We start from the raw sequence: 22,369 nt of genomic DNA on the forward strand, positions 1-22,369 counted from the left end.
CTAGCTCTTCCCGTCTTTGCCCAACAGCAGCTGGCCGCGTTTGCGGATCGTGGCCTGCGCCATCTCGGCAAAGCGCTGCAACAGCCAGGGCAACACCACCTGCACCTTGACATGATCGTCGGCGACATCGACCTGGCCGCTCGCAATCTGCCCGAGCGCGCGGATGCGGAAATTCATGCTGTCGCCGTTCCAGCGCTCCTCCTCGACCTGCAGCACCGGAATGCTGGCCGCAGCGCGGCCGAGCCCGGTCTTGAGCCGGCGTGCCGCCTCCTCGCGGCCGAGGCGGTGGGGAATAGAGACGACAAGCGGTGCTGACATGGCTCTGCCCCGTTAGTGATTGAACCTCACATAATCATGCCCACCGGTGCCACAAAGGTTCCATGCAAGTTGCGCGTGCACCCCGTGTTTCATAGGCGGAACTATAAAACCTGCGGCAAGTTGCCCTCGCACAACGGGACAGGTTGCAAGAGACCCTTCAACGAAGGGCTGGAGGAGATTTGGCATGTCTATCGGTACGATCATTCTGATCATTTTGGTCATCGCGCTGCTCGGCGGCTTCAGCGGCATCGGCGGCGGCCCGTTCTACGGCACCGGCTATTACGGCGGCGGCGGTCTCGGGCTCGTCATCGTGATCCTGCTGATCCTGCTCCTGCTGGGACGGATCTAGCCGGGTTCGGTAGGGTGGGTTAGCCGCAAGGCGTAACCCACCTTTTTTCTCTCCGTGTCAACAGAAGTGGTGGGTTACGCTTCGCTAACCCACCCTACTTCGTTTTCCCCGCGAGCTTTTTGATCGCTGCCTTGATCGACACGGCCGCATCGTCATAGCCATCCCACGCCTTCGACCGCGGCAGCAGCCCCGGCACCGTCCGCAGCGTATAACGCTTCGGATCGAGATCGGTCTTCACCTGCGCCCAGGTGAGCGGCATCGACACGGTGGCGCCGGCGCGCGCACGCGGCGACAGCGGGGCCACCGCCGTCGACATGCGATCGTTGCGCAGATAATCCAGGAAGATCTTTCCGTTGCGCAGCTTCTTCGACATGTTGAGCAGATAGCGCTCGGGAGCGTCGTCCGCCATCCACTGGCAAACGCCTTGTGCGAAGGCCTTGGCCTCTTTCCAGGTCACCTGATCGCGCGCGCCATGACGCAGCGGTACCACGACGTGCAGGCCCTTGCCGCCGGTGGTCTTGCAGAAGCTTTCCATGCCGATGTCGGTCAGCCGCTGCCGCATCTCCTTGGCGGCCTCGACGACCTCGGCGAAGACGACGTCGGGCGCGGGATCGAGATCGAACACCAGCCGGCCCGGGGTATCGTAGGCGTAGGGCGCACAATTCCAGGGATGCAGCTCGACACCGCCGATCTGCGCTACGGCGGCGAGCCCCTCGATTCGATCAATCTGCAAATAGGGTTTGCGATCGCCGGAGACCCGCGCGAGCTCCAGAAGATTCGATGTCCCCTGCATGGCGTGACGCTGGAAAAAGCATTCGCCCTTGATGCCGTCGGGGGCGCGGATCAGCGAGCACGGCCGACCCTTGAGATGCGCGATCATCCATTCGCCGACGGCTTCGAGATAGCGCGCGAGGTCCAGCTTGGTGACGGGATCGCCATTGCCATCGTCCGGCCAGAGCTCCTTGTCCGGCTTGGAGATGACGACTCCCATCACTTCGGCACTGCCGCCGGCCTGGGCCGTTCGTGCGCCGGTCTTCGCTTTCGCGCGCGGCTTCGTCGAGGGCTCGGCAAGCTCGGTATCGACCGGTGTCTCAGCCTCCACCTCCTCCGCCGGCTTGTCCTGCCGCAGACCCTTGAAGGCGGCCTGGCGGATATTCCCGTCGGCGGTGAAGCCGGCGAACTCGATCTCGGCCACGAGCTCCGGCTTCAGCCAGTGCACCTCGCGCGCTTTTTTCGGTGCGTTCTTGCCGCCAAAGGGGCTTTGCTTCGCCTCCATGGCCTTCAAGGACGGCATGATGCGCTTGACCTTGTCGGCGCCGAAACCGGTGCCGACCATGCCGACGAACGCGAGATGATCACCGCGGTGCACGCCGGCCATCAGCGAGCGGAATTTGCCATTGGTGGTCTTGTAGCCGCCGATCACGACCTCATGGCCGGCACGGCATTTGGCCTTGGTCCAGCTTTCCGTCCGCCCCGAGCGATAGGGCGCGTCGAGCTTCTTCGACACCACGCCCTCGAGCTCGAGCTTGCAGGCCGATTGCAGCACGGCGTCGCCGCCGCTTTCGAAATGCTCGACATAGCGAATCTGGCTCGATTTGCGCTTGCGCGCCTCCAGCAGCTCCTTCAACCGCGCCTTGCGCTCGCCGAGCGGCAGCCGGCGGTAATCGAGACCTTCCGTAAACAACAGGTCGAACGCGAAAAAGATGAGCTCCTCGGTCTTGCCGTCCGACAGCGCCGCCTGGAGCGATGAAAAGTTCGGTGCCCCATTATGGTCGAGCGCGACGATCTCGCCGTCGATCATCATGTCCGGTAACGCGCCTGCTTCTTTCGCGATGCTCGCGAATTTTTCGGTCCAGTCGAGGCCTTTGCGCGTCTTCAACGTCGCCTGGCCGCCCTCGACCCGCAGCTGCACGCGGTAGCCGTCGAACTTGATCTCGTGGCACCAGCCATCGCCGCCCGGCGGGCGCTCGACCGACGTGCAGAGCTGCGGCGCGACGAAGTCCGGCATCTCCGCCGCGTTCTTCGCGGTCGTTGCGGTCGTGGCTTTCTTCTTTGCCGTCCTGCCGGCCTTCAACGCCGCGCGCGGCGCCGGCTTGACCGTGCGCCCTTTCGCCTCGTCCGCCCGATCGGACTGCCAGACCGCGTCGGCCTTGGCCTTGGTGCCCTTCGCCAGCATGAACGGTTTTGGCGCGCGCCCCTTGCCTCCGGCGATCTGCTCCATCGCGCGGCCGGAGGCGACCGATTTGTCCTGCTCGAGAATGTCGTTGTCTGCGCCCTCGCGAACATATTCGTCGCGATGCTTGATCAAGAGCCAATTGGTCCGTTTGCCGCCGGTGCGATCGTTGCGCATGCGCACCAGGACCCAGCTGCCGTGCAGCTTCTCGCCATGCAGGGTGAACTTCAGATCGCCCTTCTTGAAGCCGCGTTCGGGATCTTCGGATTCCCAGGTGCCGCGATCCCACAGCATGACCGTGCCGCCGCCGTACTGGCCCTCCGGAATCGTGCCCTCGAAGTCGCCATAGTCGAGCGGGTGATCCTCGACCTCGACGGCCAGCCGCTTGTCGTGCGGATCAAGCGAGGGCCCTTTCGTTACTGCCCATGACTTGAAGACGCCGTCGAACTCGAGCCGCAGATCGTAGTGCAGCCGCGTGGCGTCATGCTTCTGGATCACGAAGCGGCGCTGCTTCGACGGCGCCACCGCGGTCTTGCCCGACGGCTCCGGCGTCTTCTCGAAATCACGTTTCTGTCGATACTTGGAGAGCTTTTGCAGCACGACTGGTCCCGGATTCTCTTTGGCGTGAAAGCCTATCACGGCCCGCATCCCACCCGGAACCAAAACCCCGCGGGACGGTTGGGGTTCCAAAATGACTCGCAGACGCTGGAGAACGGAATGGCACCGCGCGCCTATTGGAAGGGAACGTTGAAGCTCTCGCTGGTCAGTTGTCCCGTTGTGCTTTATCCGGCGACCACCGCGGCCGAGAAGACGCGGTTTCACATGATCAACCGCGAGACCGGCAACCGGTTGAAGCAGCAGATGATCGACGCCGAGACCGGCGACGTCGTCGAGAGCGACCAGAAGGGCCGCGGCTACGAGCTGCGCAAGGGCAAATATGTCGAGATCGAGCCAGAGGAGCTCGAAGCGGTCCAGATCGAGAGCAATCACACCATCGACATCGAGAGCTTTGTGCCGAGCGACGAGATCGACCAGCGCTACCTCAACCATCCCTACTACATCGCGCCCGACGGCAAGGCCGCGGTCGATGCTTTTGCCGTGATCCGCGACGCCATGAAGGACCAGGATCGCGTCGCGCTGGCCAAGATCGTGCTCACCAATCGCGAGCACATCATCGCGATCGAGCCGCTCGGCAAGGGCCTGCTCGGCACCACGCTGCGCTTCCCCTACGAACTGCGCGACGAGGACCAGTTCTTCGACGACATCAAGAGCCCGAAGATCACCAAGGACATGGTTGAGCTCGCCGGCCATATCCTCCAGACCAAGGCTTCCCATTTCGATCCCAGCAAGTTCAAGGACGACTACGAGAACGCGCTGAAGGCCCTAGTGAAGCGCAAGGCCAGCGGCAAGACAATCGAGCTGCCGGAGCCTGAGGAGAAGCCAAGCAACGTCGTCAGCCTGATGGATGCGCTGAAGCAGAGCTTGAAGGGACGCGGCGGAAAGAAGACGGCGGCGAAGTCCCATGCGCGCCGAGCATCGGGGCGAACCAGGGCCCCAAAGAAGACGCATCGGTCGACGGCGCGGCAGAGGAAGGCGGGTTGATTTAATCCGTCATTGCGAGCGCAGCGAAGCAATCCAGTATCTTTCCGCGGAGGCAGTCTGGATTGCTTCGCTGCGCTCGCAATGACGATGCTGATGCAGGCTTGCGCCGCCCGTCGCACGTGGGCAGCCTAATCCCCCGCCTTCAGCCTGTACCCAATCCCCGTCTCCGTCAGCACATATTGCGGCCGTTCCGGATCGGCCTCGATCTTCTGCCGGAGCTGGCGGACATAGACGCGCAGATATTGCGCGTCGGTCAACTCGTCCCAGAGCTCCCTCAGCAGGAAGCGGTGGGTGAGCACCTTGCCGGCGTGCTGCACCAGCACACGCAGGAGGTCATATTCCTTCGGCGACAGTTTGACGTCGCGCTCGCCGACTTTGACGATCCGGCGCACCAGATCGACCGAGAGATCGCCGGCACGAAACACCGGGCGTTCGCCCTGGATCTGAAGCTGGTGCCGCAGCGCGGCGCGCAGGCGCGCCAGCAGCTCGTCCATGCCGAACGGCTTTGTCAGGTAATCGTCGGCCCCGAGATCCAGCGCCTCCACCTTGCCGGCCTCGTCGCCACGGCTCGACAGCACCACGATCGGCACAGCTTCGTTGCGGGCGCGGATGGTGCGCAGCAGCTCATGGCCCTGGATGTCGGGAAGGCCGAGATCGAGGATGATCAGCGCGGGGCCCTCGCTGAGCTTCTCCAGCGCGGTCTTGCCGTTCGACGCCTCCAGTATCTCATAGCCTTGCGTCGAGAGCCCCATCCGCAGCAATTTGCGGATCGGCGGCTCGTCGTCGATGACCAGCACCTTGATCGGGGCTGCGCTCATGCGGCGGTATCCAATGCGTGGGTCGGGGCCGGAATGGGCAGGCGGATGGTCAGAACCGCGCCGCTCCGGTCGCTGCGATTCGCGGCCGAGATCGTGCCATGCATCGCCTCGACGAAGCCGCGGGAGATGGCGAGCCCGAGCCCGGTGCCGGGACGGACATGGTCGCCCTTCTGCGCGCGATAAAACTTGTCGAACACGCTCTCGAGCTCCTCCGACGGAATGCCGTCGCCCTCGTCGGCAATCTGGAGCACCACATGATCGCTGTCGCGCCGGCTGCGGATCGAGACCACCGCGTGGGGCTGCGAATATTTGGCGGCGTTGTCGAGCAGGTTGAACAGCACCTGCTCGAACAGCACCGCATCGAGCTGGAGCATAGGCAGGTCTGCGGCCAACTCCAGCTCCACCTTGTGGGCGGTGAGGATCTTGGCTGCCCGCCGGAGCGCGCTGCCGACGATCTCTCCGAGATCGTGCAACGCCGTGTTGGGCACGATGGCCCCGGATTCGAGCTTGGTCATGTCGAGCAGATTGGCGATGAAGCGGTTGAGCCGTTCGGATTCGTCGATGACCGTCGCGAGCAGGTCGCGCTTCTCGGTGTCGGAGAGCGCGCTGGCGAGATCGCGCATGGTCGAGGCCGCACCTAGCACGGATGCGAGTGGCGTCTTCAGGTCGTGTGAAATCGACGTCAACAATGCGGAACGCAGCCGCTCGGATTCGACGGAGCGCTTGACGCGATCGACGTCCTCGACCAGCAGCACGCGCTCGATCGCCAGCGCGCCCTGGTCGACCAGCGCATCGAGCAGCCGGCGCTGGTCCGGCGTCAGCAAGGGACCGGTGCGGTCGTCGTCGATGCCGATGACCCCGATCGGGCCGCGCCCGGTGCGCATCGGCAGGAACAGCCGTTTTGCACCCGGCAGCGTGTCCGAGCCGCGGCCTGCAGGGCGGTCGTTGCTCCAGGCCCAGTTGGCGGCGGCAAGGTCGGCCTGATCGAGATCGTCTTCGGGGGGATAGCCCGACTTCACCGTGAGCAGGCCGTCCTCCGGCAACAGCAGCACCACGCGGACTTTCAGCATCAGCGCGATCTGGTAAGCGGTCGCCCACAGCACGTCGTCGAGCGTGCCGGTGCCGGCGAGCTTGCGGCTGAAAGCATAGAGCTGTTCGGTGGTTCGGATGCGGCCGATCGCAGCATCGGCCTGGGTTCGGACCCGTCCCGCGACGTTCGACACCACGAACGCAATCAGCATGAAGAAAAAGAACGCAGCGACATTGGTCGGATCGGTGATGGTGAAGGTATAGACCGGCGGCAGAAAGAAGAAATTGTAGGCGAGCGACGCCGCGACACTCGCAAGCAACGACGGCCACAATCCGTAGCGCACGGCAACCGTCACCACGGCGGTCAGAAACATCAAGTCGACGTTCTCAATGCCGAAATACGGCTTGATGGCCACGGCAGCAGCGAGGCCAAGCGCGGTGATCCCGAGTGCCTTCAGATAGGGCCGCGCGTCGAACGGGTCCGATCGCGTTGCGGTCTGCACCGCCGTCTTTGGCGCCGGCTCGCTCGTGAGCTCGTCGCCAGGAATGACATGCACGCTGATATTGCCGGCGCGGCGCACCAGATCGTGCACGACGGAACCGCGCGTCATCTCGAACCAGAGCGAGCGTGTCGACTTGCCAATCACGATCTGGGTGACGTTGTTGCCCTGCGCGAAGTTGACGACGTCGTCGGCGAGGCGGCGGCCAACGCCCGGAATCGTCAGCGCCTCACCGCCAAGCGATTCCGCGAGCCGCAGCGTATCGGCCAGCCGGTCGCGCTGCTCGTCGGACAGCTGGAGCGAGCGTCGCGTCTCGATCGAGACCGCGATGAACGGCGCGTGCAGCCGGTCGGCCAGCCGCTTGGTGTAGCGCACGAGGCTGGCCGCACGCGGATCTTCGCTGACGCAGACGAGGATGCGCTCGCCTGCGGCCCAGGGACCCGCGATCGCATTCGCCTGCATGTGGGTGAGCAGCTGCTCGTCGACCCGCTCGGCCGTGCGCCGCAGCGCGAGTTCGCGCAGCGCGGTCAGGTTGCCCGGCGAGAAATAATGCTCCAGCGCCCGCTCGGCCTGCCTGGAGACATAGACCTTGCCCTCTTTCAGCCGCTGGATCAGGTCGTCCGGCGTGAGATCGATCAGTTCGATGGCGTCTGCGCGGTCGAACACCGAATCCGGCACGGTCTCCCGCACCCGCACATGGGTGATCTGCGCAACGACGTCGTTCAGGCTCTCGATGTGCTGAATATTGACGGCGGTGTAGACGTCGATGCCATGGGACAGCAGTTCTTGGACATCGAGATAGCGTTTTGGATGGCGGCTGCCGGCGGCATTGGTGTGGGCGAGCTCGTCGACCAGCGCGATTTTCGGCCGGCGCGCGATCACGGCGTCGAGGTCCATTTCCTCGACCATCTGGCCGCGGTAATCGAGCTTCTTGCGCGGGATCACTTCCAGCCCGCGCACCAGCGCCTCGGTCTCGGCGCGGCCATGGGTCTCCACGAAGCCGACCACGACGTCGATGCCTGACTTGTGCCTGGCGTGGGCGCTTTGCAGCATCTCGTAGGTCTTGCCCACGCCGGGAGCGGCGCCGACGAAGATCTTCAGCTTGCCCCTCCCGCCCTCCTCCCGGCGCGCGGCTTCCAGCAGCGCCTCGGGCGAAGGACGTTGTTCGGGATCGCGGCGCTCTCGGACCATCAGGTCAATATAATCATCCGCGCGGACCTAGCCTAGACTACTTCGTGGCACGATCGAGCGCGAGGTTCAGAGCCAACACGTTGACCCGGGGCTCGCCGATCAGGCCGAGCAGGCGGCCCTGGATGTTGGAAGCCACCATTTGCTTGACCTGATCCTCCGGCACGTTTCGCGCCTTCGCTACGCGCGGCACCTGGAATTCCGCCGCTTCCGGCGAGATATCCGGATCAAGGCCGCTGGCCGAGGTCGTCACGAGGTCGACCGGCACGGCGACATTGGGGTTCTCGCCCTTGAGCTTGTCCACATCTTCCTTCAGCCGGTCGGCCAGCGCCTTGCTGGTGGGACCGAGATTGGAGCCACCCGAATTGGCGGCGTTGTAGGGCGCCGGTACCGTCTTGGTCGAATCGTTCGGGTCCGACGCCACTGTCGCCGAGAGGCGACCGTGGAAATATTTGTCGTCCTTGAACTCCTGCCCGATCAGGGCGGAGCCGACCACCTTGCCGTCCTTCTCGATCAGGCTGCCCTGCGCCTGCGCGGGGAAGATCGCGCCGGCAATAGCGGTCATCGCGAGCGGATAGGCAAGTCCGGTGATGGCGGTAAGCACCAGCAGCAGGACGATGGCGGGGCGGATTTCTCTGAGCATGTGTTTCTCCTATTTCTCCGTCATTGCGAGCGAAGCGAAGCAATCCAGTATCTTTCCGCAGAGGCAGTCTGGATTGCTTCGTCGCTTCGCTCCTCGCAATGACGGGTTAAGCCAGGTGCAAGGCAACGACCACGAGATCGATCGCCTTGATGCCGATGAAGGGAATGACGATGCCGCCGAGGCCGTAGATCAGCAGGTTGCGCCGGAGCAATGCGCCGGCCCCGACCGCGCGATAAGCGACGCCCTTGAGCGCCAGCGGGATCAGCGCGATGATAACAAGCGCGTTGAAGATGATCGCCGACAGGATAGCGCTCTGCGGGCTCGACAGGTTCATGACATTGAGCACGTTGAGCTGGGGGTAGAACGCCAGGAACATCGCCGGGATGATCGCGAAATATTTCGCGACGTCGTTGGCGATCGAGAACGTGGTCAGCGCGCCGCGCGTCATCAGCAGCTGCTTGCCGATCTCGACCACCTCGATCAGCTTGGTCGGGTTGGAGTCGAGGTCGACCATGTTGCCGGCCTCGCGGGCTGCCTGCGTGCCGGTGTTCATGGCGACACCGACGTCGGCCTGAGCGAGCGCCGGCGCGTCGTTGGTGCCATCGCCGCACATCGCTACCAGCTTGCCCTTGGCCTGCTCGTCGCGGATCAGCTTGAGCTTGTCCTCGGGGGTTGCCTGCGCCAGGAAGTCGTCGACGCCGGCTTCCGCTGCGATCGCGGCGGCCGTCATGGGATTGTCGCCGGTAATCATGACGGTGCGGATACCCATGCGCCGCAGCTCGGCAAAGCGCTCCCGGATGCCGCCCTTGACGATGTCCTTGAGCTGGATGACGCCGAGCAGCTTGCCGTCCCTGGCGACCGCCAGCGGCGTACCGCCGGCCTTCGAAATGTCGTCGGCAATGGTCTGGATCTCGCGACCGATGTCCGAGAGCCCGGCGGGCTGGATGGAACGAGCCGTGTTGCCTGAGGCGACCACCAGCGGTGCACCGCCACCGACATAGTTGAGGATCGCATCGACCGCACCCTTGCGCACTGACGAGCCGCCGGCGTCGACGCCGCTCATGCGGGTCTGCGCCGTGAACGGGATGAAGGTGGCTCCCAACTCGGCCATGTCGCGGCCACGGATGCCGTATTTCTCCTTGGCCAGCACCACGATCGAACGGCCCTCCGGGGTCTCGTCGGCAAGCGAGGCGAGCTGGGCCGCGTCCGCGAGCTCCTGCTCGGTGACGCCGCGCACCGGGCGGAAGGAGGTCGCCTGGCGGTTGCCGAGTGTAATCGTTCCGGTCTTGTCGAGCAGCAGCGTGTCGACGTCTCCGGCGGCCTCGACGGCGCGGCCGGACATCGCCAGCACGTTGAAGCGGACCAGGCGGTCCATGCCGGCGATGCCGATTGCCGACAGCAGCGCGCCGATCGTGGTCGGGATCAGCGTCACGAACAGCGCGACCAGCACAACCACCGAGATCGAGCCGCCGGCATACGCCGCGTAGCTCGGGATGGTGACGGTTGCGAACACGAAGATGATGGTGAGGCCGGCCAGCAGGATGTTGAGCGCGATCTCGTTCGGGGTCTTTGCTCGTTCAGCGCCTTCGACCAGCTTGATCATGCGGTCGATGAAGGTCGAACCTTGCGCTGCCGTGATCCGCACGCGAATCCAGTCGGACAGCACCTGGGTGCCGCCGGTCACCGCCGAACGGTCGCCGCCGGATTCGCGGATCACGGGTGCGGACTCGCCGGTGATGGCGGCTTCGTTGACGGAAGCAACGCCCTCGATCACCTCGCCATCGGAGGGGATGGTATCGCCGGCCTCGACCAGCACGATGTCACCAACCTTGAGGCTGGTCCCCGGCACGAGATTGAAGGCCAGGCCGGCGCCGGTCAGCAGCTTGGCCTGGCTCTCGGTGCGGGTCTTGCGCAGCGATTCCGCCTGCGCCTTGCCACGGCCTTCGGCCACCGCTTCGGCGAAGTTGGCGAACAGCACCGTGAACCAGAGCCAGACGATGATCTGGAAGGTAAAGCCGAGATTCCCACCGTCCGTGACGAGATCGCGCAGGAAGATCACAGTGGTGAGCGCGGCCACGATCTCGACCACAAACATCACGGGATTCTTGATCATCAAGCGCGGATCGAGCTTGGCGAAGGACGCGCGGATCGCAGGCACGACGATCTTGGGATCGAGCATCGCCGAGACGGACGCGCGTTTTTGCAGTTTCATGGTATCCATGGAGGTCACTCCGAACAGTCAGAAGGCGGTCGATCAGAACACTCGCTGGTCAGAACACTTGGCCGGCGTTCATCGCGAGATGCTCGACGATGGGACCGAGAGCGAGGGCCGGGAAGAAGGTCAGGCCGCCGATGATCAGAATCACGCCGACAACGAGGCCGACGAACAGCCCGCCCGTGGTCGGGAGGGTGCCCGCGGACGGCGGGATCGATTTCTTGGCGGCCAGCGAACCCGCAATCGCCATCGCCGGGATGATCATGAAGAAGCGGCCGACGAACATCGCGCTTGCCAGCGTGAGGTTGTAGAAGAAAGTGTTGCCGGTGAGGCCTGCGAAGGCCGAGCCGTTGTTGCCGGTCGCCGAGGTGAAGGCGTAGAGCACCTCGGTGAAGCCGTGCGGCCCGGCATTCGCCATTGAGGCGACCGCCGCCGGATAGACCACGCCGACGCCGGTCCAGCCGAGGATCATCAGCGGCAGCACCAGGATCGCGAGCATCGCCATCTTGACCTCGCGCGCCTCGATCTTCTTGCCGACATATTCCGGCGTGCGGCCGACCATCAGGCCCGCCACGAAGATCGCGAGGATGACGAACAGCAGCATGCCGTACATGCCGGCGCCGACGCCGCCGACAATGACTTCGCCGAGCTCGATGTTGATCAGCGGAATCATGCCGCCGAGTGCGGTGAAGCTGTCATGCATGGCGTTGACCGCGCCGCAGGAGGCGGCCGTCGTGATCACGGCGAACAGCGAGGACGCGACGATGCCGAAGCGGACCTCCTTGCCCTCCATATTGCCGCCGGTCAGCCCGAGCGCATGCAGGGTCGAAGTACCGCTGGCTTCCGCCCAATAAGTCACGGCGACACCAGCGAGAAACAGCACGCCCATCACGGACAGGATTGCCCAGCCCTGGCGCTGGTTGCCGACCATGCGGCCGAACACGTTGGTCAGCGCCGCGCCGAGCGCGAAGATCGACAGCATTTGCACGAAGTTCGACAGCGCGGTCGGGTTCTCGAAGGGGTGCGCGGCGTTGGCATTGAAGAAGCCGCCGCCATTGGTGCCGAGCATCTTGATCGCGACCTGCGAGGCGACCGGGCCGACCGCAATGGTCTGCTTGGCGCCTTCGAGCGTTGTCGCATCGACATAATCGCCAAGCGTCTGCGGTATGCCCTGCCAAACCAGAAACAGCGTGTAGACGATGCAGATCGGCAGCAGGACGTACAATGTGCAGCGGGTGACATCGACCCAGAAATTCCCGACGGTGCGTGCCGACGCACGCGAGAAGCCACGGATCAGCGCCACCGCCAGCGCGATGCCGGTCGCCGCCGACAAGAAATTCTGGTGCGTCAGGCCGAGCATCTGCACGAGATAGGACAGCGTGCTCTCGCCGCCGTAGTTCTGCCAGTTGGTGTTGGTGATAAAGGAGATCGCGGTGTTGAAGGAGATATCCTCGGCGACCGCGACCTGGCCTGCTGGATTGAAGGGCAGGATCGCCTGCAAACGCATCACGCCGTAGATGATGAGGAAGCCACCGACATGGAACAGCAGCATGGCGACCGTATAGGTCAGCCAATGCTGCTCGCGCTTCTCGTCGACGCCGGAGAACCAGTAGATGCCGGCCTCGATCGGACGCAGCACCGGCGACAGGAAGGTCCGCTCGCCGTTGAACACGCTCGTCATGTACCAGCCGAGCGGCTTTACGAGCGCGACGATAATGACGCAAAAGAGAATGATCTGGAGCCAACCGATCATAGTCATGAAATCAACCCTTCAGGCTTCGTGAGCACGGTCAGAATCGCTCGGGCCGCAGCAGCGCGTAAGTGAGGTAGAACAGGAGGCCGAGCGAGACGACGCCAGCGAGCGAATAATCGAAGATCATGGTCCGCTCCCTCAAAGCCGTTCGCAGGCGTAGGTGTAACCGATCGCGAGCGCGAAGAAGGCGAAGCCGAGCGCCAGCATCAGAATGTCCATCATGGAGATACTCCTCGTCGCGCCCTCGATTTCGGCGCAACCGTTTCTCGGGAGACCCGGTCGGCGCGTGAAAGGAAATGCCGGTGCATTCCACGGCGCCTACCGGGACTTTTGACCGGGCTGAAGTGCCACCGCGGGCATAGGTTTTCGAGACGAAGGCCGTGGCGAAGTTATAGGAATCTCATAAAGGGCCGGGGCTGACGGCGTGGTCGGACAACGCTCGCGAGGCACATCACATCGTCGTCCCGGCGAAGAATGGCGCGCCACCGCCCCATCCCACACTTATGAAATCCCTATATCTCCCGCCCCGCCCCCATATCGTTTTCAAATGCCATTTTCGCCATCTTGGAGAGGCCGGCCGACTGACCGACGCCAATTCCAGGAGGCCTGACATGACCGCCGCACGCCGACACCACGGACCGCCGTCACTCAGCGACCGCTTGCGCCATATGCAGGCGATGACGCGGCCGTTGATGCTCGACATCATCGCGCACGCCTGCCGCCGCTTCCCTTCGCTTGGACCAAGCGAACGCACCGCACGCATCATGCGCCTGATCGATGTCGAGGCCTGGGCCGATGCCACGCTGGCGCTGGTAGAGCTGGAGCTGCCGCTATGGCAGGTCCGCCGCATCGCCTATGACGAGGGCGAATGGCACTGTGCGCTCTCGCGCGAACGCGAGTTGCCGGACTGGCTCGACGCCGCGGTCGAGGCCAGCCACGTCGATCTTTCGCTGGCGCTGCTGTCGGCTTTCATCGAGGTCGAGGCATTGGCCCTGGAAGTTTCGCGTCCGAGCGTTCCCACTGTTCGTCCCGCGTCTGACCCGCTCTATGAGCCGGTCGGCTGCGAAAATTTCGGCTAGTCCGCCGCTTGTCATCACAGTCGGGGCGCGCAGCCTCGGAGCATAAGCCCTCAGGCGCATCGACCGCGAATTGACCATGGCTGCCTACGGGGCGAGCAACCGGCTCCGTGGCCAAGAGGCACGGCTAAAAGGCGTGGCCAAAAACACTCGGCCGATCTGGCGCAGTTTCACGGAACCGTGTAGATCGGTTTCATGAGCATCAGCAACGTCAACGTGGTCGCCCATCCCCTGGTCCAGCACAAGCTCTCCCTGATGCGGGAGAAGGACCGCTCGACCAAGAGCTTTCGCGAGATCCTGAACGAGATCGGGATGCTGCTCGGCTACGAGGTGACGCGCGACCTGCCGCTGGAGCTGGTCGATATCGAGACGCCGATTTCGCCAATGCAGGCGCCCAAGATCGCCGGCAAGAAGCTCACGCTGGCGCCGATCCTGCGCGCCGGCGTCGGCTTCCTCGACGGCATGCTGGCGTTGATGCCCTCGGCGCGCATCGCCCATATCGGGCTCTACCGCGATCCCGAGACGTTGCAGGCCGTGGAATATTACTTCAAGGCGCCGCAGGACCTGTCGGACCGCACCGTGATCCTGATGGATCCCATGCTGGCGACCGGTAACTCGGCCTGCGCCGGCGCCTCGCTGCTGAAGGCGCGCGGCGCCCGCGACATCCGCTTCGTCTGCCTTCTGGCCGCGCCTGAAGGCATCGCGCAGTTCCAGAGCGAGCATCCCGACGTGCCGGTCTGGACCGCCGCGATCGACGAGCGGCTCAACGACCACGGCTACATCGTGCCGGGGCTGGGCGACGCCGGCGACCGGATGTTCGGCACCAAGTAGACAGGTTCGCGCGATCGGGTTAGTCCGGTTGCCATGAGCGCTAACGAATTTTCGCTGCAATCGCTGATCCGGACCGAAGCCGCCGCCGACCCGGCCTTCGTGTTCGACGGCACGCCGGTCTCGCGCGCGGAATTCTCGGAAAAGATCGAGCAGACCGCCGCCTGGCTTGCCGCGCAGGGCATCGGCAAGGGTGACGTCGTAGCGGTCTGGCTGGTCAACCGGATCGAATGGATCGCGCTGCTGTTCGCCGCCGCCCGGCTTGGGGCAATCGTCGCCGCCGTCAATACGCGCTACCGCAGCGCGGAGGTCGCGCATCTCCTGAAGCTGTCCGGCGCCCGTCTGATGGTGATCGAAGCCGCGTTCCGCTCGATCGACTTTGTCGCTATTCTCGCCGACATTGCGAAGGACGAGGTGCCTGCGCTGCGAGAGATCGCGGTGGTCGGCGCGGATGAGATTCCCGCCCAATGGCCCTGCGTGCGCCTCGATGCCTTCGAGAAGCGCTATCCGCCTGCCCCGCCTGCTCAGGATGATTTCGATCTGCCGGTTCTGCTCTACACGACATCGGGCACCACCAAGGGACCGAAGCTTGTCGCGCATTCGCAGCGAACGTTGGCCACGCACGCCGCCTCCGTTGCCAAGGCGCTCAAACTCTCGCCACAGCGCCATGCGCTGCTGGCCATGCTGCCGTTCTGCGGCACTTTTGGCATGACGAGCCTGCTCGGCTTCGTCGCAGCGGGCGCGACCGTCCATGTGCTCGACGCCTTCGAGGCCGCGCCGGCGCTGAAGCTTCTCCGCCAGTGCGGGATCACGCATGCCTTTGGCTCGGACGAGATGTTCCGCCGCATCCTCGCCCTCACCGAGGCGCCGCATCCGTTTCCGCATCTCGAAGTCTGCGGCTTTGCCGCGTTCCAGCCCGGCTGGCGCGAGTTCGCTGCCGAGGCCGAGGCGCGCGGCATGCCGTTGCACGGCCTCTACGGTTCGAGCGAGGTTCAGGCGCTGTTCTCGATCGCACGCTCGAGTGACGCCTTCACAGATCGCATCGAGGGCGGCGGCTGGCCGATGTCGCCGGAGGCCAAGGTCCGTGTGCGCGACACCGAGACCGGCGAGCTCGCGGCTTCAGGTGTCTCAGGCGAGATCGAGATCAACGCGCCGTCGCGCTTCCTGGGCTACTACAACAATCCCGACGCGACGCGCGACGCCATCACCGCGGATGGCTTCTTCCGCACCGGCGATATCGGCCGGCTGCGCGGCGACGGCTCCTTCGTGTACGAAACCCGCGCGGGCGACGCCATGCGGCTCGGCGGCTTCCTGGTCGCGCCCGGCGAGATCGAAGACGAACTCAAATCGTGCGCTGGTGTGGCCGACGCCCAGGTCGTCGCGGTCGATTTGAAGGGAAGCGCCCGCTGCGTTGCCTTCGTGATCCCCGCCCAGCAACCCCACGAGCCGCCGCGGCAGGACGCGTTGATCGCGCGCCTGCGCGAGCGGCTCGCCGGCTACAAGGTCCCGGCGCGGATCTATGTCGTGGAGGCCTTCCCCGTCACCGACAGCGCCAACGGCGTCAAGATCCAGCGCGCCCGGCTTCGAGCCATGGCGATGGAGCGGATCGCTGCCGAATAACGTCTATGGGCTTCGCTTGGAGGCGACCATCGCAGCGCCCCACAATGGTGCGCGCTCAAGCCTAGTATGACTTGGCCAGCCCCAGCACCTTTTCCGCAATGAAGCTGAGCGCAAGCTGCGGACTGACCGGCGCGATGCGCGGGATCAGCACCTCGCGCAAATAGCGCTCGACGTGGAACTCCTTGGCATAGCCGAAGCCGCCATGGGTCATCACCGCCTGCTCGCAGGCATGATATCCGGCTTCGCCCGCAATGTATTTCGCGGCATTGGCGGCGCCACCGCAAGGCATGCCCTTGTCGTATTGCCAGGCGGCCGACATCACCATCAGCCAGGCCGCCTCGAGCTCCACCCAGTTGACGGCCAGCGGATGCTGAATGCCCTGGTTCTTGCCGATGGGCCGGTTGAACACCACGCGGGTCTTGGCGTATTCGGTCGCGCGCGACAGTGCGAGCTTGCCGAGACCGACGGCTTCCGCTGCGATCAGAATGCGCTCCGGGTTCATGCCCTCGAGGATATACTGGAAGCCTTTGCCTTCTTCGCCGATGCGGTCTTCCATGGGGATCTCGAAATCCTCGAAGAACAGCTCGTTGGAATCGACGACCTTGCGGCCCATCTTCTCGATCTCGTGGACCTTGATCCTGTTGCGATCGAAGTCCGTATAGAACAGGCTCAACCCATGCGTCGGCGAGCGCACCTCCTCCAACGGCGTGGTGCGCGCCAGCAGCAGGATCTTGTGCGCGACCTGCGCGGTCGAGATCCACACCTTCTGGCCGTTGACGATGTAGCGGTCGTTCTTGGCCACCGCGCGGGTCTTGAGCTGGGTGGTGTTGAGGCCGGTGTTGGGCTCGGTCACGGCAAAGCACGCCTTCTCGCGGCCCTCGACCATCGGCGGCAGCATGCGCTTGCGCTGTTCCTCGGTGCCGAACACGACCACGGGATTGAGGCCGAACACGTTGATGTGCACCGCGGATGCGCCGGACATGCCGGCGCCGGATTCCGCGATGGCGCGCATCATGATCGCGGCTTCGGTGATGCCGAGCCCGGAACCGCCGTAGGCCTCCGGCACGCAGATGCCGAGCCAGCCGGCGTCGGCGAGCGCCTTGTGGAAGTCGTGCGGGAAGCCGCCGTCATGGTCCTTCTTCAACCAATAAGCATCGGGAAAGTCTTCGCAGATCTTCGCGATAGCGTCGCGAATGGCCTCCTGCTGATCCGTGAGCGCGAAATCCATGATGGTCTCCTTGCTGGGAGCCGCGCCCGCGCAATCTCCCGCCTCTTCGCGTTTCCCATGCGAAGGCCGTGGCCGATGACTGTACCCGGACGTTCCCTCGCTTGCGTTCTTTAGCTTGAAAAACCGGGTACAGATACGTGAATTTGCCTGCCAACTGTGTGTACCATGCATGGGATCATGCGGCGCCACGGTGTGAACGCGCCGTTATTTCGCAGGGAGGAAGACCGCGATGGCCGGACTTTATTTCGAGGAGTTTTCGGTGGGCCAGGAGTTCAGGCATCCCCTGACGCGGACCGTCACGGAGATGGATAACACCATGTTCAGTCTGCTGACGCTCAACCCGCAGCCGCTGCACATCGACGCGCATTTTTCGGCCCAGACCGAGTTCGGCCAGCGCATTTTCAACAGCCTTTACACCCTCGGCATCATGATCGGCATGACGGTCTATGATACGACCATGGGAACCACCGTTGCCAACCTGGGCATGACCGACGTCACTTTTCCGAAACCGGTCTTCCATGGCGACACTTTGCGGGCGACGACGAAGGTGCTTTCGTTGCGGGAATCCAAATCGCGCCCCAAGGCGGGCATCGTCGAGTTCGAGCACCACGCTCTCAACCAGAACGACGAAATCGTCGGCAAATGCCGCCGCATGGCGATGATGCACAAGAGGCCGGTCTGATGCGTTCGATGCTGTTCGTGCCGGGCGACTCCCCGCGCAAATTCGAGAAGGCCAGCGAAGGCAACGCCGACGCGCTGATCATCGACCTCGAGGATTCGGTCGTCACCGACAAGAAGCCGGAGGCGCGCGGGTTGACGTTGGCGATGCTGAAGGGCCGCAACAAACCCCATCAGCTCTATGTCCGCGTCAACGCGCTCGACACCGGCATGACGCTCGCCGACCTCGCCGCGGTGATTCCAGGCAAGCCCGACGGCATCGTGCTGCCGAAATCGCAGGGCGGCGACGACGTTCGGCAGGTCGCGACCTGGCTCGAAGCTTTGGAGGCTGCGGCTGGCATCGCCATCGGCTCAACGCGCATCGTCTGCGTCGCGACCGAAACCGCAGGATCGATCTTCGGGCTCGGCAGCTACAAGGGCTGCTCTCCTCGCCTCGCGGGCCTGATGTGGGGCGCGGAGGATCTCTCGGCCTCGCTCGGCGCTACTGAAAAGGCCTCAGGCGGCGTGTTCCACAGCCCCTATCGCTTGGCGCGCGATCTCTGCCTGATGGCGGCCGCCGCGGCCGAGGTCGCGCCGATCGACACCGTCTACACCGACATCGACAATCTGGCGGGGCTCGAACAAGAAACGCGCGCGGCGCGGCGTGACGGTTTTTCGGCGAAAGCGCTGATCCATCCCAAGCACGTCGACGTGGTCAACGCGGCGTTCGAGCCGACCGAGGCCGAGCGCAATTGGGCCGAGAAGGTGATCGCAGCATTCGCGAGCAATCCGAACTCCGGCACGCTGCGCCTCGACGGCCAGATGATCGACAAGCCGCATCTTCGTGCTGCGATGAAGATTCTCGGCCAGAGCTAGATCAGGAACGGAATAAACTGAACTCGCGGAGAGTCCCCCTCACCCGGAATTTGCTCGCGCAAATTCCGGCCTCTCCCCGCACGCGGGGAGAGGCCAAGATCAGACGATCTTGATCGACATGTCCGGCAAGCCGTCGAGCTTGCACAACAGCACGTCGCCCTTCACGACCGGACCGACATTCTCGGGCGTGCCGGAATAGATGATGTCGCCGGCCTTGAGCTCGAACGCTTCCGACAGCTTTGCGATCTGCTCGGCCACACTCCAGATCATCTTGCTGAGATCCGAGCTCTGCTTCACTGTGCCGTTGATCGCGAGCGAGATGGCACCCTTGTCGAAATGGCCGGTCTTGCTGGCCGGGTGGATCGGACCGATCACCGCGGCGTGGTCAAAGCTCTTGCCGATCTCCCACGGCTTCTTCTCCGCGGCCATGCCGTTCTGGAGATCGCGCCGGGTCATGTCGAGGCCGAGCGCATAACCATAGACATGGTCGAGCGCCTTCTCGGCCGGGATGTTGCTGCCGCCGGATTTCAACGCGGCGACCAGCTCGACCTCGTGGTGATAGTTCTTGGTCAGCGACGGATAGGGATGATCGGCGACCTCGCCCACAGCGACGTTCTGGATCGCGTCGGTCGGCTTCTGGAAGAAGAACGGCGGCTCGCGGTTCGGGTCCGAGCCGCGCTCGATCGCATGCGCCGCGTAGTTGCGCCCGATGCAGTAGATGCGTCGGACCTGGAACACCTGGGTTTCGCCGACGATCGGGATGGTGACCATCGGCACTGGAAAGATCGGCTTCGGCCCGGTCTGCGCCGCAGCCGGCGCAACTTCCGCGATCGAGACAGCACCTGCGGCCGCGGCAATTGCGAGCAGCTCTCGTCGCGTTGGTGAGATCTCTTTCATGTTTTGTGCTCCCTTTTTATGTTCGTTGGGCGCATCATGCGCGCCGACCCGCCTGATAATCAATATTCAGTATGCCACCAATGCTGCACCGGCACGTCCTCTGATCGACGAGAACAGGCCACCTGCAGCCGCGCCTTCCAAACCGGCTCCCTTTCGCCACTAGCATGGAACTTGCATAAATTCTGGGCGACATGGATGCCGCATGAACCTCATCAGCCTCGATATCCGCATGCTCCGGTCGCTGATCTCCGTGGTCGAGACCGGCAGCATTACCGAGACCGCGCGGCGGCTGGGCCGCACCCAGCCGGCGATCACCCTGCAATTGCAGCGGCTGGAGGAGCTCACCGGGAAACAATTGTTCGAGCATGCCGGCCGCCGGCTGACGCTGAGTGAGGACGGCACCACGGTTCTCACCTACGCCAAATCCATCCTGCGGTTGCATGACGAGTTGATTTCGCAGCTGGCGTCGCAGGAGATCGAGGGTCAGGTCGTACTCGGCACGCCCGACCTCTATGCCGCCTTCATGCTGCCGCAGATCCTCAGCGTGTTCCGAAAATCCTTCCCGCGCGTCCAGGTCGAGCTCAATTGCGCGCTCTCGACGCCGCTGGTGGGCCTCGTCAAGCGCGGCGATGTCGACATCGCGCTCGTCACCCGCATGAATGATTTTACGGGCGGCCAGGTGGTACGGCGCGAGCAACTGGTCTGGATGACCGGCGAGCAGTCCACCGCGCACCAGGAGCGGCCCATTCCGCTGGCGTTGCTGCCGCCCGGCAACATCTATCGCGACTACGCGATCGAGACGCTGGAGCGCGCGAATTTGCGCTGGCGCATCGCCTGCGTCAGCGAAAGCGTCGGCGGCCTTCAGGCGGCGGCCTTCGCCGGCATGGCCGTGACCGTACTCGGCCGCAGCGCGCTGGTCCCGGCGATGCGCGAGATCGGCCCGAACGAGGGCCTGCCGCCGCTGCCGAAGATCGAGCTGCTGCTCTACAAGTCGAGCGGCGCGACCTCGAAGGCGGCAACCGCCTTGCACGATTATCTCGCGCACTATCTGCGCCTCGACGAGGAGCTCAGCGGCCGCGGCGATCCGATCGAGCTGTCCTGAGCTTCATGCCTTCGCGCGCGCCGGCTTTTCGCGGAGCGCCAGTGACGGCCAGAACGCTGCCCAGGGCTGCGCCGCTTCGAACGCAGCGGCGATGCGGAAGATCGTGGGCTCGTCGAGCCAGGCAGCGACGATCTGCAAGCCGATCGGCATTCCCTCGCGATCGAAGCCGCAGGGCAGCGTCGCGGCCGGTAGGCCGGCGAGGTTGATCGGCCAGGTGAAGGGCGACCAGCCGAGATGCGGATCGACCTTGCCGCCGTCGATCGTCTCGACGCCGAGACGGCCGGCCTCGAACGCAGTCACCGCGACGGTCGGCGTCACCAGCGCATCGACGCGCTCGAAAAGCTTCAGGAAGCCGCTGCGAGCCTGGCCGCGGCGATACCCCGCTTCGATATAGTCCGTGCCGCTGTAGCGCCGGCCGGCACTGATGACGTCAAGATAATCTGCTTCGGAGCTGGCGAGATCGGCCGTGGTCTTGCTCGCGACAGCCGCCGCCTGTTCGGTAAAGGCGATCGGCTTCAGCGTGTGCTCGAGGATGCCGGGATCGAGGCCCGGACCATCCATGGTGACCTGCGCGCCGCAGGCATCGAGAATGGCCAACGCCTTGCCGAACGCCGCGCGCACATCGGGGCTGACAGCGGCGTAGCCGAGATCGACGCTGGCGCCGATACGAATGCCGTTCAACGGCGCGGCCTTCGTATCGAACCGCCGCGCCGCCACCGGCAGGCTCGCGGGATCGCGCAGATCGTAGCCGGCGATGATCTCCAGCGTCAGCGCGGCATCCGCGACCGTGCGCGTGATCGGCCCGGTATGCGCGAGCGAGCCCCAGGACGGTGGCGAGAAGCCGGGTGAACGCGGCACCAGGCCAAAGGTCGGCTTGAGGCCGAACACTCCGCAAAAAGACGAAGGCACGCGGATCGAGCCCACGCCGTCCGTTCCGATCGCGATCGGACCGCAGCCGGCGGCAACGCCCGCCGCCGCGCCGCCGCTCGATCCGCCACTGGTGCGACCGGGGTTCCAGGGATTGCGCGTGGTGCCGGTGACCGGGCTGTCCGCCGTCAACTTGTAACCGGACTCGCAGGTCGTGGTCTTGCAGGTGACGATTGCACCCGCCTCCTTCAGCGCCAAGACAACGGCCGCGTCGACATCGGGCACGAATGCCTTGTTCATCGGCGAGCCGCCATAGGCCGGCACGCCTGCGACAAAGACCAGGTCCTTGATCGTCACAGGTATACCGGCGAGCGGCCCCTTGGCCTCGCCGGCACGCATTTCCCTGGTGAGACGATCGGCCTCCGCTCTCGCCTGCTCGTACATCGGCGTCACCACCGCGTTGCAGGCCTCGTTCGTCGCCTCCAGCGCGGCAATGGTGTCGTCGACGACATCGCGCGGAGTGAACGCCTTGCGCCGGTAGCCGGCCAGGATCTCGGCTGCGGAAAGCGAGCCAAGACCAGTCGGCGCCGGCGGGACGGCCGTTCGGCCGGAACCATCAGTCATCATCAA

Annotated in this window: 19 protein-coding genes; 8 read left to right on the forward strand and 11 right to left on the reverse strand. The window is 64.5% G+C overall.

The genetic code is table 11. The features are described from left to right. The gene (locus BRA1253DRAFT_RS15340; protein ID WP_007595734.1) at positions 1-318 is read right to left on the reverse strand and encodes a polyhydroxyalkanoic acid system family protein; all 318 of its coding nucleotides are present in this window, start codon (positions 316-318) and stop codon (positions 1-3) included. Positions 319-502: 184 nt separating this feature from the next. Here BRA1253DRAFT_RS15340 and BRA1253DRAFT_RS41530 point away from each other — a divergent pair, with 184 nt between their 5' ends. Continuing rightward, positions 503-667: a DUF3309 family protein gene (locus tag BRA1253DRAFT_RS41530; RefSeq protein ID WP_007595743.1), complete on the forward strand. Its 165-nt coding sequence runs from the start codon at positions 503-505 to the stop codon at positions 665-667. Between the two features lie 94 nt (positions 668-761). Here BRA1253DRAFT_RS41530 and ligD read toward each other — a convergent pair whose 3' ends face one another. Next, complete coding sequence (gene ligD / locus BRA1253DRAFT_RS15345) at positions 762-3,440, reverse strand: DNA ligase D (protein WP_035993445.1); 2,679 nt, start codon at positions 3,438-3,440, stop codon at positions 762-764. 117 nt (positions 3,441-3,557) lie between these two features. Here ligD and BRA1253DRAFT_RS15350 point away from each other — a divergent pair, with 117 nt between their 5' ends. Then, positions 3,558-4,442, forward strand: a complete 885-nt coding sequence (locus tag BRA1253DRAFT_RS15350; protein ID WP_007595745.1) for a Ku protein — start codon at positions 3,558-3,560, stop codon at positions 4,440-4,442. Between the two features lie 128 nt (positions 4,443-4,570). Here BRA1253DRAFT_RS15350 and BRA1253DRAFT_RS15355 read toward each other — a convergent pair whose 3' ends face one another. The 6 genes from BRA1253DRAFT_RS15355 to BRA1253DRAFT_RS15380 all read right to left on the reverse strand — a co-directional run bounded on the left by BRA1253DRAFT_RS15355 (position 4,571) and on the right by BRA1253DRAFT_RS15380 (position 12,715). After that, the gene (locus BRA1253DRAFT_RS15355; protein ID WP_007595746.1) at positions 4,571-5,260 is read right to left on the reverse strand and encodes a response regulator; all 690 of its coding nucleotides are present in this window, start codon (positions 5,258-5,260) and stop codon (positions 4,571-4,573) included. Continuing rightward, the gene (locus BRA1253DRAFT_RS15360) at positions 5,257-7,980 is read right to left on the reverse strand and encodes a sensor histidine kinase KdpD (RefSeq protein ID WP_007595747.1); all 2,724 of its coding nucleotides are present in this window, start codon (positions 7,978-7,980) and stop codon (positions 5,257-5,259) included. The genes BRA1253DRAFT_RS15355 and BRA1253DRAFT_RS15360 overlap by 4 nt, the downstream gene beginning before the upstream one ends. A 37-nt stretch (positions 7,981-8,017) precedes the next feature. Further along, entirely contained in the window at positions 8,018-8,620 is a 603-nt protein-coding gene (locus BRA1253DRAFT_RS15365; RefSeq protein ID WP_007595748.1) for a K(+)-transporting ATPase subunit C, read from the reverse strand. Between the two features lie 106 nt (positions 8,621-8,726). Next, positions 8,727-10,841 (reverse strand): potassium-transporting ATPase subunit KdpB, encoded by a 2,115-nt coding sequence (gene kdpB, locus BRA1253DRAFT_RS15370; protein WP_007595753.1) that lies wholly within the window; start codon positions 10,839-10,841, stop codon positions 8,727-8,729. 49 nt (positions 10,842-10,890) lie between these two features. Next, a complete protein-coding gene (gene kdpA / locus BRA1253DRAFT_RS15375) occupies positions 10,891-12,594 on the reverse strand; it encodes a potassium-transporting ATPase subunit KdpA (RefSeq protein ID WP_007595754.1) in 1,704 nt (567 codons plus the stop codon). Between the two features lie 31 nt (positions 12,595-12,625). After that, positions 12,626-12,715: a K(+)-transporting ATPase subunit F gene (locus tag BRA1253DRAFT_RS15380; protein ID WP_007595755.1), complete on the reverse strand. Its 90-nt coding sequence runs from the start codon at positions 12,713-12,715 to the stop codon at positions 12,626-12,628. A gap of 484 nt (positions 12,716-13,199) precedes the next feature. On the opposite strand from BRA1253DRAFT_RS15380, the gene BRA1253DRAFT_RS15385 reads away from it, so the two are divergent. The 3 genes from BRA1253DRAFT_RS15385 (at position 13,200) to BRA1253DRAFT_RS15395 (ending at position 16,112) form a co-directional block, all read left to right on the forward strand. Beyond that, positions 13,200-13,667, forward strand: coding sequence for a hypothetical protein (locus tag BRA1253DRAFT_RS15385; RefSeq protein WP_007595757.1), 468 nt, complete (start codon positions 13,200-13,202; stop codon positions 13,665-13,667). A gap of 192 nt (positions 13,668-13,859) precedes the next feature. Continuing rightward, on the forward strand, positions 13,860-14,495 hold the full coding sequence (gene upp, locus BRA1253DRAFT_RS15390) for a uracil phosphoribosyltransferase (protein WP_007595758.1): 636 nt from the start codon (positions 13,860-13,862) through the stop codon (positions 14,493-14,495). Positions 14,496-14,528: 33 nt separating this feature from the next. Continuing rightward, positions 14,529-16,112 carry an AMP-binding protein gene (locus BRA1253DRAFT_RS15395; protein WP_007595759.1) on the forward strand — a complete coding sequence of 528 codons (1,584 nt, stop codon included), beginning with the start codon at positions 14,529-14,531 and terminating at the stop codon, positions 16,110-16,112. Between the two features lie 61 nt (positions 16,113-16,173). Here BRA1253DRAFT_RS15395 and BRA1253DRAFT_RS15400 read toward each other — a convergent pair whose 3' ends face one another. After that, positions 16,174-17,340 (reverse strand): acyl-CoA dehydrogenase family protein, encoded by a 1,167-nt coding sequence (locus BRA1253DRAFT_RS15400; protein WP_007595760.1) that lies wholly within the window; start codon positions 17,338-17,340, stop codon positions 16,174-16,176. 229 nt (positions 17,341-17,569) lie between these two features. Here BRA1253DRAFT_RS15400 and BRA1253DRAFT_RS15405 point away from each other — a divergent pair, with 229 nt between their 5' ends. Continuing rightward, positions 17,570-18,022, forward strand: coding sequence for a MaoC family dehydratase (locus tag BRA1253DRAFT_RS15405; RefSeq protein ID WP_007595761.1), 453 nt, complete (start codon positions 17,570-17,572; stop codon positions 18,020-18,022). Further along, positions 18,022-18,873 (forward strand): CoA ester lyase, encoded by an 852-nt coding sequence (locus tag BRA1253DRAFT_RS15410; protein WP_007595762.1) that lies wholly within the window; start codon positions 18,022-18,024, stop codon positions 18,871-18,873. The genes BRA1253DRAFT_RS15405 and BRA1253DRAFT_RS15410 overlap by 1 nt, the downstream gene beginning before the upstream one ends. A gap of 99 nt (positions 18,874-18,972) precedes the next feature. Here BRA1253DRAFT_RS15410 and BRA1253DRAFT_RS15415 read toward each other — a convergent pair whose 3' ends face one another. Continuing rightward, a complete protein-coding gene (locus tag BRA1253DRAFT_RS15415; protein WP_007595763.1) occupies positions 18,973-19,770 on the reverse strand; it encodes a fumarylacetoacetate hydrolase family protein in 798 nt (265 codons plus the stop codon). Between the two features lie 202 nt (positions 19,771-19,972). On the opposite strand from BRA1253DRAFT_RS15415, the gene BRA1253DRAFT_RS15420 reads away from it, so the two are divergent. Further along, positions 19,973-20,872: a LysR substrate-binding domain-containing protein gene (locus BRA1253DRAFT_RS15420; protein WP_007595764.1), complete on the forward strand. Its 900-nt coding sequence runs from the start codon at positions 19,973-19,975 to the stop codon at positions 20,870-20,872. A gap of 3 nt (positions 20,873-20,875) precedes the next feature. On the opposite strand, the gene BRA1253DRAFT_RS15425 is transcribed toward BRA1253DRAFT_RS15420, so the two are convergent. Further along, a complete protein-coding gene (locus BRA1253DRAFT_RS15425; RefSeq protein ID WP_007595765.1) occupies positions 20,876-22,363 on the reverse strand; it encodes an amidase in 1,488 nt (495 codons plus the stop codon). Positions 22,364-22,369 lie beyond the last annotated feature (6 nt).

Source organism: Bradyrhizobium sp. WSM1253, from assembly GCF_000244935.1.
GTDB classification, from domain to species: Bacteria; Pseudomonadota; Alphaproteobacteria; order Rhizobiales; family Xanthobacteraceae; genus Bradyrhizobium; species Bradyrhizobium canariense.